19 protein-coding genes are annotated in these 18985 nt (G+C 71.3%); 13 read left to right on the forward strand and 6 right to left on the reverse strand.

The genetic code is table 11. The features are described 5' to 3' along the window. Positions 1–113 precede the first annotated feature (113 nt). From mshD to pstB, 8 genes are all read left to right on the forward strand, one after another. Entirely contained in the window at positions 114–1088 is a 975-nt protein-coding gene (gene mshD / locus ACFV1W_RS00005; protein WP_380411247.1) for a mycothiol synthase, read from the forward strand. A 392-nt stretch (positions 1089–1480) separates the two neighbouring features. Continuing rightward, positions 1481–3658: an RNA degradosome polyphosphate kinase gene (locus tag ACFV1W_RS00010; protein WP_380411249.1), complete on the forward strand. Its 2178-nt coding sequence runs from the start codon at positions 1481–1483 to the stop codon at positions 3656–3658. Positions 3659–3777: 119 nt separating this feature from the next. Continuing rightward, positions 3778–4902, forward strand: a complete 1125-nt coding sequence (locus tag ACFV1W_RS00015; RefSeq protein WP_380411251.1) for a CHAD domain-containing protein — start codon at positions 3778–3780, stop codon at positions 4900–4902. Position 4903: 1 nt separating this feature from the next. Beyond that, positions 4904–5515 (forward strand): NUDIX hydrolase, encoded by a 612-nt coding sequence (locus ACFV1W_RS00020; protein ID WP_380411254.1) that lies wholly within the window; start codon positions 4904–4906, stop codon positions 5513–5515. A gap of 227 nt (positions 5516–5742) precedes the next feature. Next, positions 5743–6876, forward strand: a complete 1134-nt coding sequence (pstS, locus tag ACFV1W_RS00025; protein ID WP_380411257.1) for a phosphate ABC transporter substrate-binding protein PstS — start codon at positions 5743–5745, stop codon at positions 6874–6876. A 152-nt stretch (positions 6877–7028) separates the two neighbouring features. After that, positions 7029–8006: a phosphate ABC transporter permease subunit PstC gene (pstC, locus tag ACFV1W_RS00030; protein ID WP_030289039.1), complete on the forward strand. Its 978-nt coding sequence runs from the start codon at positions 7029–7031 to the stop codon at positions 8004–8006. Beyond that, positions 8003–9079, forward strand: coding sequence for a phosphate ABC transporter permease PstA (gene pstA, locus ACFV1W_RS00035; protein ID WP_380411259.1), 1077 nt, complete (start codon positions 8003–8005; stop codon positions 9077–9079). The genes pstC and pstA overlap by 4 nt, the downstream gene beginning before the upstream one ends. 43 nt (positions 9080–9122) lie before the next feature. After that, positions 9123–9899 (forward strand): phosphate ABC transporter ATP-binding protein PstB, encoded by a 777-nt coding sequence (gene pstB / locus ACFV1W_RS00040; protein WP_270145081.1) that lies wholly within the window; start codon positions 9123–9125, stop codon positions 9897–9899. 147 nt (positions 9900–10046) lie between these two features. Here pstB and ACFV1W_RS00045 read toward each other — a convergent pair whose 3' ends face one another. Together ACFV1W_RS00045 and ACFV1W_RS00050 are read right to left on the reverse strand one after the other, a co-directional pair. After that, a complete protein-coding gene (locus ACFV1W_RS00045; protein WP_380411262.1) occupies positions 10047–11042 on the reverse strand; it encodes an anion permease in 996 nt (331 codons plus the stop codon). 5 nt (positions 11043–11047) lie between these two features. Beyond that, entirely contained in the window at positions 11048–11668 is a 621-nt protein-coding gene (locus ACFV1W_RS00050) for a DUF47 domain-containing protein (protein WP_030059626.1), read from the reverse strand. A gap of 360 nt (positions 11669–12028) precedes the next feature. On the opposite strand from ACFV1W_RS00050, the gene ACFV1W_RS00055 reads away from it, so the two are divergent. Next, on the forward strand, positions 12029–12403 hold the full coding sequence (locus ACFV1W_RS00055) for a metal-sensitive transcriptional regulator (protein WP_380411264.1): 375 nt from the start codon (positions 12029–12031) through the stop codon (positions 12401–12403). Positions 12404–12438: 35 nt separating this feature from the next. On the opposite strand, the gene ACFV1W_RS00060 is transcribed toward ACFV1W_RS00055, so the two are convergent. Both ACFV1W_RS00060 and ACFV1W_RS00065 read right to left on the reverse strand, forming a co-directional pair. After that, on the reverse strand, positions 12439–12627 hold the full coding sequence (locus ACFV1W_RS00060; protein WP_380411266.1) for a hypothetical protein: 189 nt from the start codon (positions 12625–12627) through the stop codon (positions 12439–12441). 155 nt (positions 12628–12782) lie between these two features. Beyond that, the gene (locus tag ACFV1W_RS00065; RefSeq protein WP_380411269.1) at positions 12783–13682 is read right to left on the reverse strand and encodes a hypothetical protein; all 900 of its coding nucleotides are present in this window, start codon (positions 13680–13682) and stop codon (positions 12783–12785) included. A gap of 161 nt (positions 13683–13843) precedes the next feature. Between ACFV1W_RS00065 and ACFV1W_RS00070 the strand changes: the two genes are divergently transcribed. Continuing rightward, positions 13844–14041 carry a hypothetical protein gene (locus ACFV1W_RS00070; RefSeq protein WP_380411271.1) on the forward strand — a complete coding sequence of 66 codons (198 nt, stop codon included), beginning with the start codon at positions 13844–13846 and terminating at the stop codon, positions 14039–14041. Positions 14042–14057: 16 nt separating this feature from the next. Here ACFV1W_RS00070 and ACFV1W_RS00075 read toward each other — a convergent pair whose 3' ends face one another. Beyond that, complete coding sequence (locus tag ACFV1W_RS00075; RefSeq protein ID WP_380411273.1) at positions 14058–14777, reverse strand: phosphatase PAP2 family protein; 720 nt, start codon at positions 14775–14777, stop codon at positions 14058–14060. 230 nt (positions 14778–15007) lie between these two features. After that, the gene (locus ACFV1W_RS00080; RefSeq protein ID WP_380411276.1) at positions 15008–16138 is read right to left on the reverse strand and encodes an NlpC/P60 family protein; all 1131 of its coding nucleotides are present in this window, start codon (positions 16136–16138) and stop codon (positions 15008–15010) included. Positions 16139–16377: 239 nt separating this feature from the next. Between ACFV1W_RS00080 and ACFV1W_RS00085 the strand changes: the two genes are divergently transcribed. The 3 genes from ACFV1W_RS00085 (at position 16378) to ACFV1W_RS00095 (ending at position 18978) form a co-directional block, all read left to right on the forward strand. Continuing rightward, a complete protein-coding gene (locus tag ACFV1W_RS00085) occupies positions 16378–16728 on the forward strand; it encodes a hypothetical protein (RefSeq protein WP_046386924.1) in 351 nt (116 codons plus the stop codon). Positions 16729–16904: 176 nt separating this feature from the next. Continuing rightward, positions 16905–17711 carry a hypothetical protein gene (locus tag ACFV1W_RS00090; RefSeq protein WP_380411279.1) on the forward strand — a complete coding sequence of 269 codons (807 nt, stop codon included), beginning with the start codon at positions 16905–16907 and terminating at the stop codon, positions 17709–17711. Then, a complete protein-coding gene (locus tag ACFV1W_RS00095) occupies positions 17701–18978 on the forward strand; it encodes a hypothetical protein (protein WP_380411281.1) in 1278 nt (425 codons plus the stop codon). Before ACFV1W_RS00090 ends, ACFV1W_RS00095 begins: the two co-directional genes overlap by 11 nt. Positions 18979–18985 lie beyond the last annotated feature (7 nt).

The raw sequence follows: 18985 nt of genomic DNA on the forward strand, positions 1-18985 counted from the left end.
ACTGCAGGGGGGACCCTGTGGGAGAGTAGGACGCCGCCGAACAATCATTCAGAAAAGCCCCTGATCCATCGGATCAGGGGCTTTTCGCATTTCCGTTGACGTATCGTCGGTGCATGGACGATCAGACAGCGGTCATTGCGAGCAACGTGCTCAGTCCCGAGCAGCGCGACGGCGCCCTGCGTGTTCTGGCGGAGGCCCAGGCGGTCGACGGCCGGGCCGCAGTGTCCGAGCAGGGCCGGCTCCGGCTGCGGAACGCCGAGACGCCCCGCCCGGGAGTCACCCATGTGATCGGGAGCGAGAACGGCTCCGTCGTGGGGTACGGCCAGCTCGAAGTGCCGGAGGCTCCGACCGCCAACCCCGCCGCCGAGCTGGTGGTCGACCCGGCCGCTCGCGGCCGCGGCCTGGCCCGTCCGCTGGTCGACGCGGTTCTGGCACAGGCCCACCAGGCCGGCCGGGACGCGGTGGACTTCTGGGTGCACGGCGGCCACCCGGCGGCCCGGCACCTGGCGGGGACCTACGGTGCCGAGTTGGTCCGCGAGCTGCGGCAGATGCGCCGTACCGGTGCGCAGACCGAGGCCGTGCCCGTCCCGGAGGGCATCGAGCTCCGGACGTTCCGCCCTGGGGAGGACGACGCCGAGTGGCTCCGGCTGAACGCCCTGGCCTTCGCCCACCACCCGGAGCAGGGCTCCTGGACCGAGCAGGACCTGGCCGAGCGGATCGCGGAGCCCTGGTTCGACCCGGCGGGCTTCTTCCTCGCCACCCGGGACGGGAAGGTGGTCGGGTTCCACTGGACCAAGGTGCACCCGGCCACGACCGCCGAGCCCGAGCTCGGCGAGGTCTACGTCGTCGGGGTGGACCCGGCCGAGCAGGGCAGCGGCCTCGGCCGTGCGCTGACCGCGGCGGGCCTGCGCCACCTGACCGGGTCAGGCGCGGGCGAGCGCGGACTGGCGACCGTCCTCCTCTACGTCGACGCCGACAATCCGGCCGCCGTCCGGGTATACGAGCGACTGGGGTTCACCATCCACGAGGTGGACCTCATGTACCGGGCCCGGTACCGCGCGGACCGGCCGACCCAGAGCCCCGCCTGATCCCGCCCGCACCGACACCCGAACCAGCCCCCACCCCCATCCATCCCCATCCCCACATCCACCCCCACACCCGCACCCAGGCCGGGGACGGCCCAGCCGTGACGGAACGGTCGCGGGCAAGGGGCGGAGCACGGTACCGCCCCTTGCCCCGACTGACTCAGCTTTCCTCCTGGCCATGCGGTGTTTACCGTGGATTCAATTGCTGCCGCGAAGATCACAGGATGAAGTCCGTAGTGTCTCGCTCGTGCAGAGTCGACCGCCACTCGTCGGCCGGTCCTGTACGGACCGCGCCCGGTGGGTGGGCGCTGTCCCCGGGGGAGCCCCGGGGCGAGGACGACGGCCCGCAGAGCCATTCGCGTCCGGACGCCGTCCTGCTGGAGGAGCTGGAACCGATGAGCATCCCCCGCCCCGTCCCTGCCCCGTCGGCACCCGCGGCCAGGACGTCCAGTTCGCTGGGCATCCCGCCGGAGCTGCCGGCCACGGACGAGCAGGAGTTCGAAGCACTGCCGCAGGGCCGCTTCCTGGACCGGGAGCGGAGCTGGCTCGCGTTCAACGAACGCGTCCTGGAGCTGGCGGAGGATCCGGGGATCCCGCTGCTGGAACGGGCGAAGTTCCTGGCGATCTTCGCCAGCAACCTGGACGAGTTCTTCATGGTCCGGGTGGCCGGCCTCAAGCGCCGGATCGCCACCGGCGTGGCCCAGCGCAGTGCGTCGGGCCTCCAGCCGCGCGAGGTGCTGGACCTGATCTGGACCCGCTCGCGCGAGCTGATGGCCCGCCACGCCGCCGCGTTCCAGCAGGAGGTGCTGCCAGACCTCGCCGCCGAGGGCATCGAGGTGGTCCGCTGGCCGGAGCTGGCCGAGAAGGAGCAGGCCCGGCTGCACACCCTGTTCCGGCAGCAGATCTTCCCGGTGCTGACCCCGCTGGCGGTCGACCCGGCGCACCCCTTCCCGTACATATCGGGGCTCTCGCTGAACCTGGCCGTGGTCGTCCGCAACCCGGTGTCCGGCCACAAGCACTTCGCGCGCGTGAAGGTGCCGCAGTCGCTGGCCCGCTTCCTGGAGGCATCGCCCCAGCGGTACGTCCCGCTGGAGGACGTCATGGGCGCGCACCTGGAGGAGCTCTTCCCGGGGATGGAGGTGCTGGCCCACCACGCCTTCCGGGTCACCCGCAACGAGGACCTGGAGGTGGAGGAGGACGACACCGAGAACATCCTCAAGGCCCTGGAGAAGGAGCTGATGCGGCGGCGCTTCGGCCCGCCGGTGCGGCTGGAGGTCGAGGAGTCGATCGACCCCTACATCCTGGACCTGCTGGTGCGGGAGCTGAACATCACCGAGGCGGAGGTCTTCCCCCTGCCCGGGCCGCTGGACCTGACCGGGCTCTTCGGGATCGCCGACCTGGACCGGCCGGAGCTCCGCTACCCGAAGTTCGTGGCCGGCACGGCCCGCGGGCTGACCGACGTCGAGTCCGCCTCCCAGCCGGACATCTTCGCCGCGATGCGCGAACGCGACGTCCTGCTGCACCACCCGTACGACAGCTTCTCCACCTCGGTGCAGGCGTTCCTGGAGCAGGCCGCCGCCGACCCGGACGTGCTGGCGATCAAGCAGACCCTGTACCGCACCTCGGGTGACTCGCCGATCGTGGACGCGCTGATCGACGCGGCCGAGTCCGGCAAGCAGGTGCTGGTCCTGGTGGAGATCAAGGCGCGCTTCGACGAGCAGGCCAACATCAAGTGGGCCCGCAAGCTGGAGGAGGCCGGCTGCCACGTGGTCTACGGTCTGGTCGGGCTGAAGACCCACTGCAAGCTGTCGCTGGTCGTCCGCCAGGAGGGCGACACCCTGCGGCGCTACTCGCACGTCGGTACCGGCAACTACCACCCGAAGACGGCCCGGCTGTACGAGGACCTCGGCCTGCTCACCTCCGACCCGCAGGTCGGTGCGGACCTCTCGGACCTGTTCAACCGGCTGTCCGGCTACTCGCGCCGCGAGTCCTACCGCCGGCTGCTGACCGCCCCGCGCGGCCTGCGCGACGGCCTGGTCTCGCGGATCCACAACGAGATCGCCCACCACGGGGCGGGCCGGCCCGCGTACGTGAAGCTCAAGGTCAATTCGATCGTCGACGAGGCCGTGATCGACGCGCTCTACCGGGCCTCCCAGGCCGGGGTGCCGGTGGACGTCTGGGTGCGCGGGATCTGCGCGATCCGGCCGGGGGTGCCGGGACTGAGCGAGAACATCCGGGTGCGCAGCATCCTCGGGCGCTTCCTGGAGCACTCCCGGATCTTCGTCTTCGGCAACAACGGCGATCCCGAAGTCTGGATCGGCAGCGCCGACATGATGCACCGAAACCTGGACCGCCGGATCGAGGCGCTGCTGCGGATCACCGACCCGGCGCACCGCGCCGAGCTGTCCGGGCTGATCGACCTCGGGGTGTCGGACGAGACCGAGTCCTGGCACCTCGGGCCGGACGGCGCCTGGGAGCGGCACTCGCAGGACGCCGAGGGCCGGCCGCTGCGGCACGTCCAGGACCTGTTCATCGACTCGCGCCAGCGCCGCCGGGCCGCCACCCCGCGCTGACGCACCCACTGATGCGAGCCGCCGGAGCGGTCGGGGCCCCCAAGGCCCCGAGGGGCCCGCTCCGGCGGTCGGCCACCAGCCCCGGGGAAGGGCCCGGGGGAACGGGGATCAACCACGCCATGACCGATGCGCCGATGACGGCCCGGGCGGCCTCCACAGCGACCGCCGGGGACATCCTTTCCCGCCAACTCACCGCACAGGCGGGAGCGTTCCTGCGTGCCCTGCCGCTCGCGGTGGGCGAGGTCGGCGCCAGACCGGGTTCGGCCGCGGCCGTTCCGTCGAGCGGCACCGCCGACCTGCTGCGGGCGGTGCGCCGGATCGGCGGGCTGCTGCACACCTTCGGCGCCGTCTTCGAGCAGGGCTGGGCGCAGGAGTCGCGCACCGAACTGCGCTGGCTGCTCAACCTGTTGGCGCTGGAGCCGGGCTACGTCCGCAGGTCGGTCCGGCTGCTGGGCGCGGTGGACTCGCTGAGCGGCACCGACCCGGAGGGCACCGGCATGCTGGCCGGGCACGCGGGCGCGCCCAAGGCGCGGGCGCTGCTGGAGCGGCAGTTGACCCTGGCCCGGACCAGGGCGCACTCCACCGTGCTCCAGGAGCTGCGCTCGGCCAGGCTGCACGCGCTGGCGGACCGGATGACCCTGCTGGTCGGCGAGGCGCCGCTGCTGGAGACGGCCGGCGGCCGGGCGTCCGCGGTGCTGCTGCCGCAGGCGGCGGCCGCGTTCGAGGCGCTGTCGGCGAGCGCCCAGCAGCTGCCGCTGCAGCGGGCCGCGACGCCGTACGGTGGGGACGGGCTGCGCCGGCTGGGCGCGGTGCCTCCCTCCTCGCCCGCCTTCGGGCAGGAGGGGCCCACGGCGCGGGCCGCGTCGTCGGACGCGGACTCGGCGGTGGCGGCCGACGACGCGCCCTGGGCCCGGCTGCGGATCCTGGTGAAGCGGGCCCGGTACGCGCTGGAGGTGTGCGGCCGCCCGTCCTCCGAGCTGGACGAGCTGGACGCGGTGCTGGACCGGCACCAGGAGGCGGCGGACGCCGCGGTCACCGCCGCCACCGCGGCGCGGACCCCGAGGATCACCCCCGCCACCGCCTACGTACTGGGCGTGGTGCATGCTGATCAGCGACTGGAGGTGGAGGCGGCGCGGTACGCCTTCGGCCGCCGGTGGCCCGACCTCCCGCCCGGCCTGGACGGCTGGCTGGAGATCCCCCCTGCCGAGGGCTGGGGGCATTCCCCCGCACCACGGACGGCCTGAATTGCACGATCGCCTGAGCACCGGGCAGAGCCGCCCGACCGAAGGGCAGAGCCGCCCGACCGAAGGGCAGAGCCGCCCGACCGAAGGGCAGAGCCGCCCGGACCCCGCCCGGCGAGTGGGGGCGCTCGCGGCCGGGACGGGCCGTGCCCCGGTGGTCCTGGCGGCGGGCGCGGTGCTCTGGCTGCCCGGGAAGCCCAAGCCCAGCGGACGGCTCGGCCGGCCGCGGATCGCGGTGATCCACCGGCCGAAGTACGACGACTGGAGCCTGCCCAAGGGCAAGCTCGATCCGGGCGAGGGCGTGGTCGAGGCGGCGCTGCGCGAGGTGGCGGAGGAGACCGGCTTCCGCTGCCTGCTCGGCCCGGAGCTGCCCGCCCAGCACTACCTGGCGCAGGGCCGTCCGAAGGAGGTCCGGTACTGGGCGGCGGTGCCGACCGGCGGGGCCTTCCGGCCGAACCGCGAGGTCGACCGCCTGGAGTGGCTGCCGGCGGGCAAGGCCCGGGCGCGGCTGACCCACGACCGCGACCGGTTGCTGGTCGACGCCCTGCTGGCGATCCTGGGGGCGAAGCCCGTCCGGACGAGCGTGGAGCCGCGGGCGAAGGAGCTGTGGAAGTGATCTCCCTGCGGCCTCGCCGTGACGCAACCGTTACTACGTGACGTAGTTTCCTGTCATCCGTTCGAGGTTCACTCCCCGTTCACTTGCGACCGGCTGACGTGTCACTTACCCGGCCTAACTTCGGGACCACCGGAGGGCCGAACGGGCCCCGGACCACAGCAAAACCCGCGCTCGGCCGTGTCCGCACGGCCTGCGCGACGGGCAATGCCACAGAAAGGGACACCCCTGTGAAGCTCCAGCGGAACGGCCGCTCCAAGGCCCTCGCCATCGGTGCCATGGCGCTCGTCAGCTCGCTGTCGCTCGCCGCCTGCGGGTCGGACAACAACACGAACACGACGTCCGGCGGCTCCAACGGCTCCTCCGCTGCTGCGGCCGCGATCAACTGTGGCAAGGCCGGCACGCTGCTCGGTGCGGGTTCGACCGCCCAGGCCCCCGCGATCGACGTGTGGAAGACCAACTTCGGCTCCTCCTGCTCCGGCACCACGGTCAACTACAGCGGCGGCGGCTCCGGTGCCGGCGTCCAGCAGTTCAACCAGGGCAAGGTCGCCTTCGCCGGCTCCGACTTCGCCCTCAAGCCCGCCGACGTCGACGCCTCCAAGGCCGTCTGCACCGGCGGCAAGGCGATCGACCTGCCGATGGTGGCCGGTCTGGTCTCGCTGGTCTACAACGTCGACAACGTCGACAACCTGGTCCTGGACGGCCCGACCGCCGCCAAGATCTTCGACTCGCAGATCACCAAGTGGAACGACCCGGCCATCGCCGCCCTGAACCCGGGCGCCAAGCTGCCGGACGCCGAGATCCAGACCTTCCACCGGTCGGACGACTCCGGCACCACCTTCAACCTGACCTCGTACTTCGGCAAGACCTCCGGCGGCGCCTGGAGCGCCGAGCCGAGCAAGGCGTGGAAGGGCAAGGGCGGCCAGTCCGCGAACGGCAGCGCCGGCGTCTCCGCCCAGATCAAGCAGGTCAAGAACTCGATCGGCTACGCCGAGCTGTCCTACGCCCAGACCAACAACCTGAAGAGCGCCAAGATCGCCACCGGTGCCGCTCAGCCGGTCGAGGCGACCGCCGCCAACGCGGCGAACACCATCGCCTCCTCCACCGTGTCGGGCACCGACGGCGACCTCGCCCTCACCCTGGACTACGGCACCAAGGCCGACAACGCCTACCCGATCGTCCTGGTGACCTACGAGATCGCCTGCGACAAGGGCAACAAGGCCGAGACCCTGGACACCCTGAAGTCCTTCCTGACCTACACCATCAGCGACGCCGCCCAGAAGTCGATCGGCGACAAGGGCTACGTCCCGATGCCGGCCGCGATCGGCGACAAGGTCAAGGCCGCCGTCGGCACCCTGGCCTGACCCGACAGGATCCCCGGTGGGACGGCCCCGTGAGCGAGGGGGGGGCAGGGGCCGTCCCGCCGGAGCACCACCATCCAGCACCAACGTCCGGGGCACCGCCGCCATGGTGCCGACCCCCTTCCGGGGCGGCGCCACCAGACCGGAGTAGACCAATGACTTCATCCTCCCCTGCCGCCCCGCGAGGCAGGGAACGCCGACCGCGCGACAGCCGCGTCGGCGACAAGATCTTCATGAACCTGGCCCGCGGCGCGGGCATCCTGCTGCTGGTCATCATGGCCGCGATCGCCGGATTCCTGGCCTGGCGCTCGGGCATGGCCCTCAGCAACAACAACGGCAACTTCCTCACCACCTTCGAGTGGACGCCGGACGCTCCGAAGCCGGTCTTCGGCATCGCCGTCCTGGCCTTCGGAACCATCGTCAGCGCCCTCATCGCGATGGTGATCGCCGTCCCGGTGGCCATCGGGATCGCGCTGTTCATCTCGCACTACGCGCCGCGCCGGATCGCCCAGCCGTTCGCCTACCTGGTCGACCTGCTCGCCGCCGTCCCCAGCATCGTCTACGGCCTGTGGGGCGCGCTGTTCCTGGTCCCGCACATGGACGGGCTGACCAGCTGGCTCAACCAGTACCTGGGCTGGACGTACCTCTTCGACCAGACCAGGACCGGCACCCCGCGCAACCTGTTCACCGTCGGCATCCTGCTGGCGATCATGATCCTGCCGATCATCACCGCGGTCTCCCGCGAGGTGTTCCGCCAAGTGCCGCGGATGCACGAGGAGGCGGCGCTCGCCCTCGGCGCGACCCGCTGGGAGATGATCCGCACCGCGGTGCTGCCGTTCGGCCGCCCCGGCATCATCTCGGCCTCCATGCTCGGCCTCGGCCGGGCGCTCGGCGAGACCATCGCGGTCGCGGTGGTGCTCTCCGCCAACAGCGTCCTGTCGCTGCACATCCTCGACGCGGGCGGTGGCACCTTCGCCCAGAACATCGCGCTGAAGTTCGCCGAGGCCGGCAACAACGGCCGCGACGCGCTGATGGCCTCCGGCCTCGTCCTGTTCGTGATCACCCTGCTGGTGAACGGTGCCGCGCGACTGATCATCGCCCGCCGCAAGGAGTACTCGGGGGCCAACGCATGACCACCCTGACGACCGTCCCCGAGGACGCCAGGCCGCAGGTCGGTCCGAGGCTGACCGCCAACCGGCTGCCCAGGTGGACCCCGCCCGCCGTCGCGGCCGGCTCGATCGCGGTCGGCTGCGGGATCGGCGCCGCCGCCGGACTCCGGAGCCACCTCCAGTGGGGCCTGATCTCGGCCCTGCTCTTCCTGGTCGGCGGCTACCTGATCTCGGCCCAGGTCGAGGGCCGCCGCCAGGCCAAGGACCGGTTCGCCACCTCGGTGGTCTGGGTCGCCTTCATCCTGGCCGTCGTGCCGCTGGTCTCGCTGACCGTCTACACGGTCCAGCAGGGCATCGGCGTGGTGAACGGGAACTTCCTGAGCCACTCGATGAAGGGTGTGATCCAGTCCGGTCCCGGCGGCGGCATCTACCACGCCCTGCTCGGCACCCTGCAGCAGGTCGCCCTGGCGACCCTGATGGCCGCCCCGCTGGGCCTGCTGACCGCCGTCTACCTGGTCGAGTACGGCCGCGGCCGGCTCGCCAAGGCCGTCACCTTCTTCGTCGACGTCATGACGGGCGTCCCGTCCATCGTCGCCGGTCTGTTCATCCTCTCGCTGTGGAACCTCGCCCTGGGCTTCAGCTACTCCGGCTTCTCGGGCAGCCTCGCGCTGGCGATCCTCATGATCCCGGTCGTGGTCCGGTCCACCGAGGAGATGCTCAAGCTGGTCCCGAACGAGCTGCGCGAGGCCTCGTACGCCCTCGGCGTGCCGAAGTGGAAGACCATCCTGCGGATCGTCCTCCCCACCGCGATCGGCGGCATCACCACCGGTGTGATGCTCGCGGTCGCCCGCATCACGGGCGAGACCGCCCCGGTGATGATGCTGGTGTTCGGCGCCGACTACATCAACAGCAACCCGTTCGACGGACCGCAGCAGTCCCTGCCGATGTACATCTGGCAGCAGTACTCGGTGGTCAACAACGACTTCGGCTACGCCCGCGCCTGGGGCGCCGCGCTGGTGCTGATCGCCTTCGTGATGGGGCTCAACCTCATCGCCCGGGGCATCGCACGCTGGCGCTCGCCCAAGGGCGGGCACTGAGCGACCGACTGACGTACGAAGACAGACGAGAGAAGCAACGATCATGGCCAAGCGCATCGACGTCAGCGGACTGTCGGCCTACTACGGCACCACCAAGGCCATCGAGGACATCTCGATGAGCATCGAACCCCGCTCGGTGACCGCCTTCATCGGCCCCTCCGGCTGCGGCAAGTCCACCTTCCTGCGCACCCTCAACCGGATGCACGAGGTGATCCCCGGCGCCCGGGTCGAGGGCAAGGTCCTCCTGGACGACGAGAACCTGTACGCCTCCAACGTCGACCCGGTCGCCGTGCGCCGCTCCATCGGCATGGTCTTCCAGCGGCCGAACCCGTTCCCCACCATGTCGATCTACGACAACGTGGTCGCCGGGCTCAAGCTCGCCGGCGTGAAGAAGAAGTCCGTCCTGGACGACGTGGTGGAGCGCTCGCTGAAGGGCGCCAACCTCTGGAAGGAGGTCCACAACCGGCTGAACAAGCCGGGCGCCGGCCTCTCCGGCGGTCAGCAGCAGCGCCTGTGCATCGCCCGCGCCATCGCGGTCGAGCCCCAGGTCCTGCTGATGGACGAGCCCTGCTCGGCGCTCGACCCGATCTCCACCCTCGCCATCGAGGACCTGATCGGCGAGCTGAAGTCGCAGTTCACCATCGTCATCGTCACCCACAACATGCAGCAGGCGGCCCGCGTCAGCGACCGCACCGCCTTCTTCAACCTGGCCGGCGTCGGCCAGCCGGGCAAGCTGATCGAGCTGGACGACACCCAGCGGATCTTCTCCAACCCGTCGGTGCAGGCGACCGAGGACTACATCTCCGGCCGCTTCGGCTAGACCGGACCACCCCAGCTGTCCCGCGGTGCTGCATGGCGGTGCCGCCGCGGGGCATGAAGAAGGGCCCGCCCCCCGAGATGTGGGGGGCGGGCCCTGTCGGTTGCCCGTCCGCTCGCCTCAGGGGCGGGCGTACCTCCCGGCCGGGGCTCAGCCCCAGAACAGGTGGACGAACCAGTACACCAGCGCCGCGACGACGGCGGCCGCCGGCATCGTGATGAACCAGCCGAGCACGATGTTCTTCGCGACGCCCCAGCGCACCGCGCGGATCCGCTTGGTGGCCCCCGCGCCCATGATCGCCGCGGTGATCACGTGGGTGGTGGAGATCGGCGCCTTGAAGACGAACGACGTGATGTACATGACCGCCGAGGAGGTGGCCTCGGCCGCGAAGCCCTGCGGCGGGTCCAGCTCGATGATCTTGCGGCCGAGCGTCCGCATGATCCGCCAGCCGCCCGCGTAGGTGCCCAGCGAGAGCATGGTCGCGCAGGAGATCTTCACCCAGACCGGGATGTCCCCGGTGGTCTGGTGGCCGGAGATGGTGAGCGCCATCACCACGATGCCCATGGTCTTCTGGGCGTCCTGGAGGCCGTGGGCCAGCGCCATCGCGGCGGCCGAGGCGGTCTGGGCGACCCGGAAGTTGCGCTTGGCGCGGTGCGGGTTGGCCCGGCGGAAGATCCACAGGATCGCCAGCATCACGATGAAGCCGCCGATCAGGCCGACCACCGGCGAGACGATCATCGGGATGACGATCTTGTCGATGACCCCGTTCCAGAACACCCCGATCCCGCCGGCCAGTGCCGCGCCCACCATGCCGCCGAACAGCGCGTGCGAGGAGGAGGAGGGCAGGCCGAAGTACCAGGTGACCAGGTTCCAGGCGATCGCCCCGACCAGGGCGGCGAAGAGGATCGCCATTCCCCGGTCGCCGCTGGGGGTCTCGATGATCCCCTTGGAGACGGTGTGCGCCACCCCGCTGCCCAGGAAGGCGCCGGCCAGGTTCATCACGGCGGCCATCGCGAGCGCGGCCCTCGGGGTCAGCGCCCGGGTGGAGACCGACGTGGCGATGGCGTTCGCCGAGTCGTGGAAGCCGTTGGTGTACGTGAAGAAGAACGCAACGCCGATGACGGCGATGAGTGCTGCCATGTCCACGAGGGTCAGGACTCCTTGACGGCGATGGTCTCCACCGTGTTGGCGACGTGCTCGAACGCGTCCGCCGCCTCCTCAAGGACGTCCACGACCTGCTTGAGCTTGAGCACCTCGATGGCGTCGTACTGGCCGGAGAACAGGTGGGCGAGCAGCTTGCGGTGGATCTGGTCGGCCTGGTTCTCCAGCCGGTTGACCTCGATCCAGTACTCGGTGAGGTTGGACATGCTGCGCAGGTTCGGCATCGCCTCGGCGGTGAGTTCCGCGGCGCGCGCCAGCACCTCGATCTGCTGCTCGATGCCCTTCGGCAGGGTCTGGATGTCGTAGAGGACGACCAGGTCGACGGCCTCCTCCATGAAGTCCATGATGTCGTCCAGCGACGAGGCGAGGCTGTAGATGTCCTCGCGGTCGAAGGGCGTGATGAAGGAGGAGTTCAGCTGGTGGAAGACGGCGTGGGTGGTGTCGTCCCCGGCGTGCTCGGCGGCGCGCATGCGCTCGACGATCTCCGCGCGGGCCGACACGTCTGATCCCAGCAGTTCCAGCAGGAGCTTCGATCCGACGACGAGGTTCTCCGCGGCGGCGGCGAACATGTCGTAGAAACTCGTCTCCTTCGGGGTCAGGCTAAAACGCACGGAAATCTCCGATGTGCGGGGTAGGGACTGAACGATGCTAGGTGCAACCAAGCGCGATCGCGCAAACGGGGTGGTGGGCAGGGAGGCGGAACCTCCCCTTCCGTTCGGCTGCCCGACCGGTCGACCCGGACCGCGCGGCCATGTGCGGACGTGATTCCCCAGTCTGACGGAACCTCGCCCCGATCGCTCCCGTCCTGCGTGCGGGGGACCGGGGCGCCGCTCAGACGGGTGAACCCCCGGGACGACCTCCACCAGGCCTTTCGGCACATGCCGGGTGGGCCGTCGGAACACCACGGAAGGCCCCGGTGTTGGACACTGGTGGCCGACGCAGCCACCAGGCACTCAGACGAAGGCGGGCCGATGACCACGACGCAAGCGCGCACCGAACCGGACGACGCGCCCGGCACCGACCCGCACGCCGGCACCCCCGGCGCGCACGGGAGCGGGCACGGCCCGCACGGCTACAGCGCGCAGAAGGACGCCCACCTCAAGCGGCTGCGCCGGATCGAGGGCCAGATCCGCGGCCTCCAGCGGATGGTCGACGAGGACGTCTACTGCATCGACGTGCTCACCCAGGTCTCGGCCAGCACCAAGGCCCTGCAGTCCTTCGCGCTCTCCCTGCTGGAGGAGCACCTGCGGCACTGCGTCGCCGCGGCCGCCGAACAGGGCGGCGTCGAACTGGACGCCAAGGTGGCGGAGGCCTCGGCCGCGATCGGCCGACTGCTGCGCAGCTGAGCGCGGATCCGCACGGCCGGCCCGCGCGGCGGCCGTCAGCCGTCGCCCTCCCGCTCGGTCCGAGCCGGGTCCACCCGGTCCAGCAGCACCTCGTCGATCCGCTCGGTCGGCAGCCGGTCACCGGTGCTGGCCGTCGCGGCGATCATCAGCTCGCCGGCCAGCTCGATCTCGTCGAGGGCCGCGTCGTCGTGGCCGCCGCTGCGGCCGCCCGTGGACGACACCACCTGCACCACCCCTTCAGTGCCTCGCCAGCCCGGGCGGCAGCCACCCGACGTCCAGCCTAGGCACTCCGGGGCCCGCCCACATGGCACGGACGGGCCATCTCGGCGCCGCCGAAACGGGTGGCCGTCGCTCCTCGCGCGGCCGCCCGCCCGGCGGCCTACTTCGGGCTCTCCGAGGGCTTCATCTGGTAGATGTCCGAGGCCGGCGGCTCGGCCGCCTCGACCGGCTTGCCGAAGTCCGACAGCGAGGTGGTGGAGGTGACCTTCACCTGGTCCTTGGCCTCCTTCGACCCGGCCACCCCGGCGAAGGTGAACACCTCGACCACCTTGTGCAGCCGGCCCTGGTCGTCCAGCCAGGCGTCGTACGGGACCTCCTTGACGGTGAAGGTCTGCCCGCCCATCCGCAGGCCGTCCCCGCCCCGGCCACCGGTCGCGTCGGCCGCCTTGGCCAGGTCCAGGGTGCCGCGGTAGTGGTGCAGCGGCGTGCCGGCCACGGTCTCGGTGCCCACCAGGTCGGCCTTCCGCACCCCGCGCAGCGCACCGGCCGCCGAGGCCGGGTCGGTGGCGCCGCTGCTCACCAGGTTGCCGTCCGGCAGCTGGCGCACGTCCAGCTTGACCCACTTGCCCTCGGGCACCTTGGCCCCGCTGTTCTGCAGGTAGACGGTGCCCGGCAGGACCACCTCGATGATCTTGCCGGTGGTGGCCGCGCCCGGCGGCACCTGCACCTCCAGCCGGCCGATCCGCTTCACGTAGTCGTAGCCGCCGCTCCCGCTGAACGAGGCCTTCTTGTCGGCGGACTCGGTGACCAGCTCGGTGGCGGCGTGCGCGGAGCCGGTGCGGCCGGTGATGTCGGCGGCGTTGCGCACCGCCGTCAGCGGGTCCCCGGCCAGCTGGTCGGCGACGGCCGACTGCTGGTCGGACGAACCGCCGCCGGAGTGGCCCGAGCAGCCGGCGGCTCCCGCGGCCAGGGCGGCGGCGAGCAGGGCGGCCCCGGCCGCCGAGCGCAGGTGCGGCCCCGGACGGCGCGCTGGCCGCCCGGTTCGCTGCTGGTCGGTCATCTTCATCCTCGCGACAACCCCCTCGGGCCCGACTGCCCCGCCGGACACCCCCGGGTGGGCAGAGCTCTTTCCGGGCAAACGAGTTGGGCTGCGAAGGGTTACGGGAAGCGGGGAAGCCCGGGCGTCGCGCACCGGCCGTCCGGCGGGTTACGGTGAACCACGTGCACAGTGAGCTGCCGACCGCCCCCGGCGCCACCCGGATGCCCGAGCACCGCGTCGCGGTCGGCGAACGCGGCTCCTTCGCCTTCGCGACCTGCAGCTGCGGCTGGTACTCCGCCGCGCGCCGCTCCCGTGACCTGGCCCGCCGGGAGGCGGCCGACCACGTCGCCGAGTACGGCGGCGAACCGGCGGACCGGTGACCGGTCCGGTCCGGCGTCAGGCCGCCAGGTCCGACTCCGGGGGCTGCTCCTCGGAGCGCACCGCCCCCCGGCCGCGCCGGCGGCCGCGCTGGGCCGTGCCGCGGGCCGTACCGCCGCGCTCCGGCGCCCGGATCAGCGGGGCGACCGCCGTCCGGCCCAGCGCGTGGCACAACGGGACCAGCACCGCCATCGCGATCGGCGCCAGCAGCAGCACCACGGCGACGGCGAGCGCGTAGCCGCCGATCACGTCGGTCGGGTAGTGGACGCCCATGAACATCCGGCAGAAACCCTGCAACAGGGCCAGGCCCCCGGCGATCCAGCCCAGCCTCCGGTTCACCAGGAACAGCGACACCGCGACGGCCATCGTCATGGTCGAGTGGTCGCTGACGAAGGAGTGGGTGCCGGCCTTGCCGTCCACCAGCACCAGCAGCCCCGGGTGGTCGACGAAGGGCCGCGGCCGGTCCACGATCGCGGCGATCGGCAGGTTGGCCAGCTCGGCGACGGCCACCGAGAGCGGCACCCAGAGCAGCCCGGCGATCGCCACCGGCGCGTCCTGACGGCGTCTGGCCTGCAGCCAGCCCACCAGCCCGAGCATCGCGAGGCCGATCAGGATGCCGTACTCGCCGATCCACGAGACCAGGTGGTCCAGCCACTGCGGGGAGCGCTTGGCCAGGCCGTTGACGGCGTAGAGCAGGCCGAGGTCGGGGTTGGTCGTGTCGGCAAGCGGCGTCGACACGCCGCACCTCCTTCTGGTCCGCTGCACCTGTGCGTTCCCGCCGGGGCCCGCCCGGCGCAGAATGCTGACGAGGGGCCACCGGACCCAACGTCATCGCCGGGACACAGCGTTCCACGGAAACGCCGGGTTATGGAAACTTGACTCAGCGTCCACAGCCCGCACACAGATCGACGGACGACTCGGCCGGTGCCACCGGTTCCAGCGTCTTCCACCGGTTCCCGCCAGTGCCGTCAGGACTGTCCCACCGCCGTCGGGGCGGGCGGGGCGGCGGCGGGGCGGGCGGTGGCGGCCGGGGTGGCCGGCGCCGTGGTGCCCGGCCGGCTCGGGGGCTGGACCGCGCCGTTGCCGTTGTTGTCCCGCGTCGGCAGCGCCTGGGCGCCGTCCGAGGTCACCCGGGTCGCCCCGATGTACTCCCTGGTGTCGATCTTGTCGTAGCGGATCACCGCCCCGGTGTGCGGCGCGTTGATCATGTAGCCCCCGCCGACGTAGATCCCCACGTGGTGGATGCTCCGCGGATCGCTCAGGTCCGTGGCGAAGAACACCAGGTCCCCCGGCCGCAGCTGATCGCGCGACGGGTGCGGCCCGGCGTACCACTGGTCGTTGGCCACCCGCGGCAGCTCGATGCCCACGGTGGCGAACGCGGCCCGGGTGAGCCCGGAGCAGTCGAACTGCCCGTTCTGAGAGGACAGGCCCTCACCGCCCCACAGGTACGGCGTGCCGAGCTTGGTCTGGGCGAAGTAGATCGCGCCGGCCGACTGCGCGGACACCTCCACCGGCGCGGTCGGCGCTGCGAAGCTGCGGGCCATCGCCTGGATGTTCCGCACGTAGCCCTGGGTCTCCCTGTAGGGCGGGATCCCCCCGTTCTTCGTCACCGCGTACGGGCCGGCGTTGTAGGCGGCCAGCAGGTTGGCCTGCGGATCGCCCGGCACCCCGGAGACGTCCTTGGCCAGCGCGCAGTCGTACACCGCCGCCGTGGCGATCGCGTCGTACGGGTTCCAGACGTCCTTCTTGCCGTCTCCGTCGCCGTCCGTGGCGTACACCGGCCAGGTGCCCGGCATGAACTGCGCCATTCCCTGCGCCCCGACCGGCGATTGGGCCCTGGGGTCGAAACCGCTTTCCTGGTACAGCTGTGCCGCGAGCATCGGCGCGGAGATCTCCGGACAGAGCGATCCCCACTTCTGGAAGGCGTCCTGATACGCCGCCGGGACCGTTCCGGGAGAGAGCGCGGAGCGATTCGCCGACTGCTGCGGCGTCCCACTTGCCGCATACGTCCCCATCGTCACCAGACCGAGGAACCCGAACGCGACAACTCCCGCCGCAGCAGCGGCCGTACCGGCCTTCCGGAGTACCATCAGCACCATCCCGACGAATCGTCAGTCGAAGTGTCCCGGAAGGCGTTGCTCACCGCAATCATCAGAGATACAAAGAGTGAGCGCTATCCTTCGTACGGTGGACATCCTCGCGTACGTGTCCGATGCCTCACGACCAATCCGCGAGAAGTAGCCAAGTCGACATCAGATCTGGCCAAGAATAGGCACCGACCCTTCGCGCGGGCGGGGTCAGGGCCCTTGAATTTGCCTGATCGGGCGGTGAGATGGAAATGAACCTGAGCAGCGTGCACACCTATGCGGTCGGCCACCTGGCCGAGGACCCCCCCAAGAAGCCGAGCATCGACACCATCATCGGCGGGATCGCCCCGGACTGGGGGCCGTTCGCGACCCTCGGCTCGGAGGCCCGGGTGATGGTCGAGGTCATCATGGCCCTCGCCATCATCCTCTGCCTCGGCATCGCGGCCTGGGGTGCGGCCAAACAGCGGATCGGCGCGACCGCGATGCGCGACAGCTTCGGTGCCGAACAGGGCAAGGGGCTGATCATCGCCGGGCTGACCGGCGTGTTCATCATCGGATCACTCGGCACTCTGTTCACCATTGTCTACGGCATGGCGATCTGACGATCGGACAACTCGGACAACGGTGACCCGGCCCACCTGAGGGCAGGTTCCCCGCCCGGACCCCATCAGTGGCCGACCAGCCAGGACTCCACCCCCGTTCCCATCCTCCGTCCGCGCCCGCCCCCGGGCGGAGGGCCCCCGGAGCCGCCCCGGCTCCCCGCACCAGGAGGGCCGCCGTGCCGTTGTCCGACGACCAGCCGCACACCCGTACGCGGCTGCCGGTCGACGAACAGCCCTCCGCACCGGCGAGTCTCCGTCAGTCCAGGCCGCTGCGCACCCTGCTGACCGTCCTGGTGGTCGTCACCCTCCTCGTCGTCGCCGTCTCCATCGCCAATCGCGGCAAGCCCGGCGGCGGCAGCTCCTCCGACCACGCCGCGGTCGGCGCCGGCTCCGGCGCGGGCCCGGCCCCCAGCGGCGACCAGCCCGTCGGCACCACCGTCAACGGCATCGCCTCCGGCTTCCCGCACAGCGACCAGGGCGCCCAGTCGGCCGCCGCGAACTACGCGGTGGCGATCGGCTCCGCGGACATGTTCCGCACCGACAGCCGCCACAGCATCATCGCCACCATCGCCGACCCGGGAGCGGCGGGAGCGCTGCAGAGCCGGCTGGACCAGGGCTTCGGCGGCGACACCGTCGCCCGCTACGGCCTCGACGCCCAGGGCCGCGCACCCAAGGGCCTCACCTTCGTCAGCCGCACCGTCCCGGTCGGCACCAAGTCGACGAACTACAACGACGGGGACGCCAAGGTCGAGGTGTGGTGCACCGGCCTCACCGGCCTCGCCGGCGAACGCTCCGTCCAGCCGGTGACCACCAACTGGTTCACCCTCGCGCTCGTGCTCCACTGGACGGGGAGCGACTGGAAACTCACCGACTTCACCAGCCGGCAGGGCCCCGCGCCGATGCCCGGAGACCAACAGGCCGCCACCGCCGACGAGATCACCGGCGCCGCGCAGCAGTTCGGGGGGTTCCGCTATGCCCGTTGACCAGACCACACGTCGTTCGACCGCACGTCGTGCGGGCACGGTGGCCGGTGCCCTGGCCACCTTGCAGGTGGTGACGATGCTGGTCGCCCAGCGGGTGTTCGCCGATCCGTCGCCGACCGCCACGCCCACCTGTCAGAAGGTCGATCTCCCGATCCCGGGCAGCGATGCCGGATGTGCTCCCAACGGAGCGGTCGTCATCCCCGGGAGCGGCACCGTGGGCACCGTGACCGACCCGCTCGGGTCGCTGGCCAAGGGCTGTGCCCAGGCGGCGGCGTGGGTGGTGCGGAAGCTGTCGGGTGCAATCGACGGGACGACCGCGGTGGACTTCACCAACCAGTCGTTCCTGCAGCAGTACGCCGTGGTGTTCGCGGTGTCGACGGTGATCACGCTGGTGCTGTGGCTGCTGGCGGTGACCAAGCGGGCGGTGCGGGGGGCGCCGCTGACGACGGCGGTCTCGGAGGCGGTCGGCTTCCTGTGGCTGACCGTCGTGGCCTCCGCGTTCACACCGCTGATCCTGTTCACCGTGGTGAGCGTGACGGACGGGCTGACGAAGGCGATCGCGGTCGGGACCAAGTCGGACACCGGGACGTACCTGAGCGGCTTCGCGGACACCCTGGAGAAGGGGGACGTCGGCGGCGGCCCGCTGATACTGGTGATCGTGTCGCTGGTGGCCGTGCTGGCGGCGGCGGTGCTCTGGATCGAGCTGGTGATCCGGGCGGCGATGCTGTACGTGGGGGCGCTGCTGGGAACGGCGGTGTACGCGGGGCTGGTGGACCGGCAGCTGTGGAAGCACGTGCGCCGGTGGGCCGGGATGATGCTGGCGGTGGACCTGGCGAAGCCGATCATCGTGATCATCCTGGGTCTGGCGGGCTCGGTGGCGAGCGGCGCGGGGGCCAACGACGACTTCGCCCGGGTGCTGTCAGGGCTGGCGATCCTGTTCCTGTCGATCTTCGCGAGCGCCGCGGTGTACCGCTTCGTGCCGACCTTCGGCGACGAGATGCTGAACATGCGCCGGGCCCGGGCCAGCGCGGTGCAGGCGGGCTCCGCGATGATCAGCGGTACCGCGAACCTGATGAAGCAGGGCATCAGCACCCACGGCGACCGCGGCCCGCAGGCGGCCGGTGCGGGTGGTGGCGGTGCGGGCGGCGGCTCGGTCGCGCCCGGCATCGCCGCACACGCCGGCCGGACACCGGCCCCACCGCCGCAGGCCGGGCCGCCGCAGGCCCCGGTTCCGATCCGCGACAGCAATCCAGCGAAGGGAGGGTGACGGGTAA

The organism is Kitasatospora sp. NPDC059648, from assembly GCF_042734825.1.
GTDB lineage: Bacteria > Actinomycetota > Actinomycetes > Streptomycetales > Streptomycetaceae > Kitasatospora.

Bases quoted from the DNA above. Each gene is read 5' to 3' on its own strand.
- pstA (WP_380411259.1), top strand. From the start codon at position 8,003: ATGACCACCCTGACGACCGTCCCCGAGGACGCCAGGCCGCAGGTCGGT.
- ACFV1W_RS00095 (WP_380411281.1), top strand. From the start codon at position 17,701: ATGCCCGTTGACCAGACCACACGTCGTTCGACCGCACGTCGTGCGGGC.
- ACFV1W_RS00085 (WP_046386924.1), top strand. From the start codon at position 16,378: ATGAACCTGAGCAGCGTGCACACCTATGCGGTCGGCCACCTGGCCGAG.
- mshD (WP_380411247.1), top strand. From the start codon at position 114: ATGGACGATCAGACAGCGGTCATTGCGAGCAACGTGCTCAGTCCCGAG.
- ACFV1W_RS00065 (WP_380411269.1), bottom strand. From the start codon at position 13,682: ATGACCGACCAGCAGCGAACCGGGCGGCCAGCGCGCCGTCCGGGGCCG.
- pstC (WP_030289039.1), top strand. From the start codon at position 7,029: ATGACTTCATCCTCCCCTGCCGCCCCGCGAGGCAGGGAACGCCGACCG.
- ACFV1W_RS00015 (WP_380411251.1), top strand. From the start codon at position 3,778: ATGACCGATGCGCCGATGACGGCCCGGGCGGCCTCCACAGCGACCGCC.
- ACFV1W_RS00080 (WP_380411276.1), bottom strand. From the start codon at position 16,138: ATGGTGCTGATGGTACTCCGGAAGGCCGGTACGGCCGCTGCTGCGGCG.
- ACFV1W_RS00010 (WP_380411249.1), top strand. From the start codon at position 1,481: ATGAGCATCCCCCGCCCCGTCCCTGCCCCGTCGGCACCCGCGGCCAGG.
- pstB (WP_270145081.1), top strand. From the start codon at position 9,123: ATGGCCAAGCGCATCGACGTCAGCGGACTGTCGGCCTACTACGGCACC.
- ACFV1W_RS00055 (WP_380411264.1), top strand. From the start codon at position 12,029: ATGACCACGACGCAAGCGCGCACCGAACCGGACGACGCGCCCGGCACC.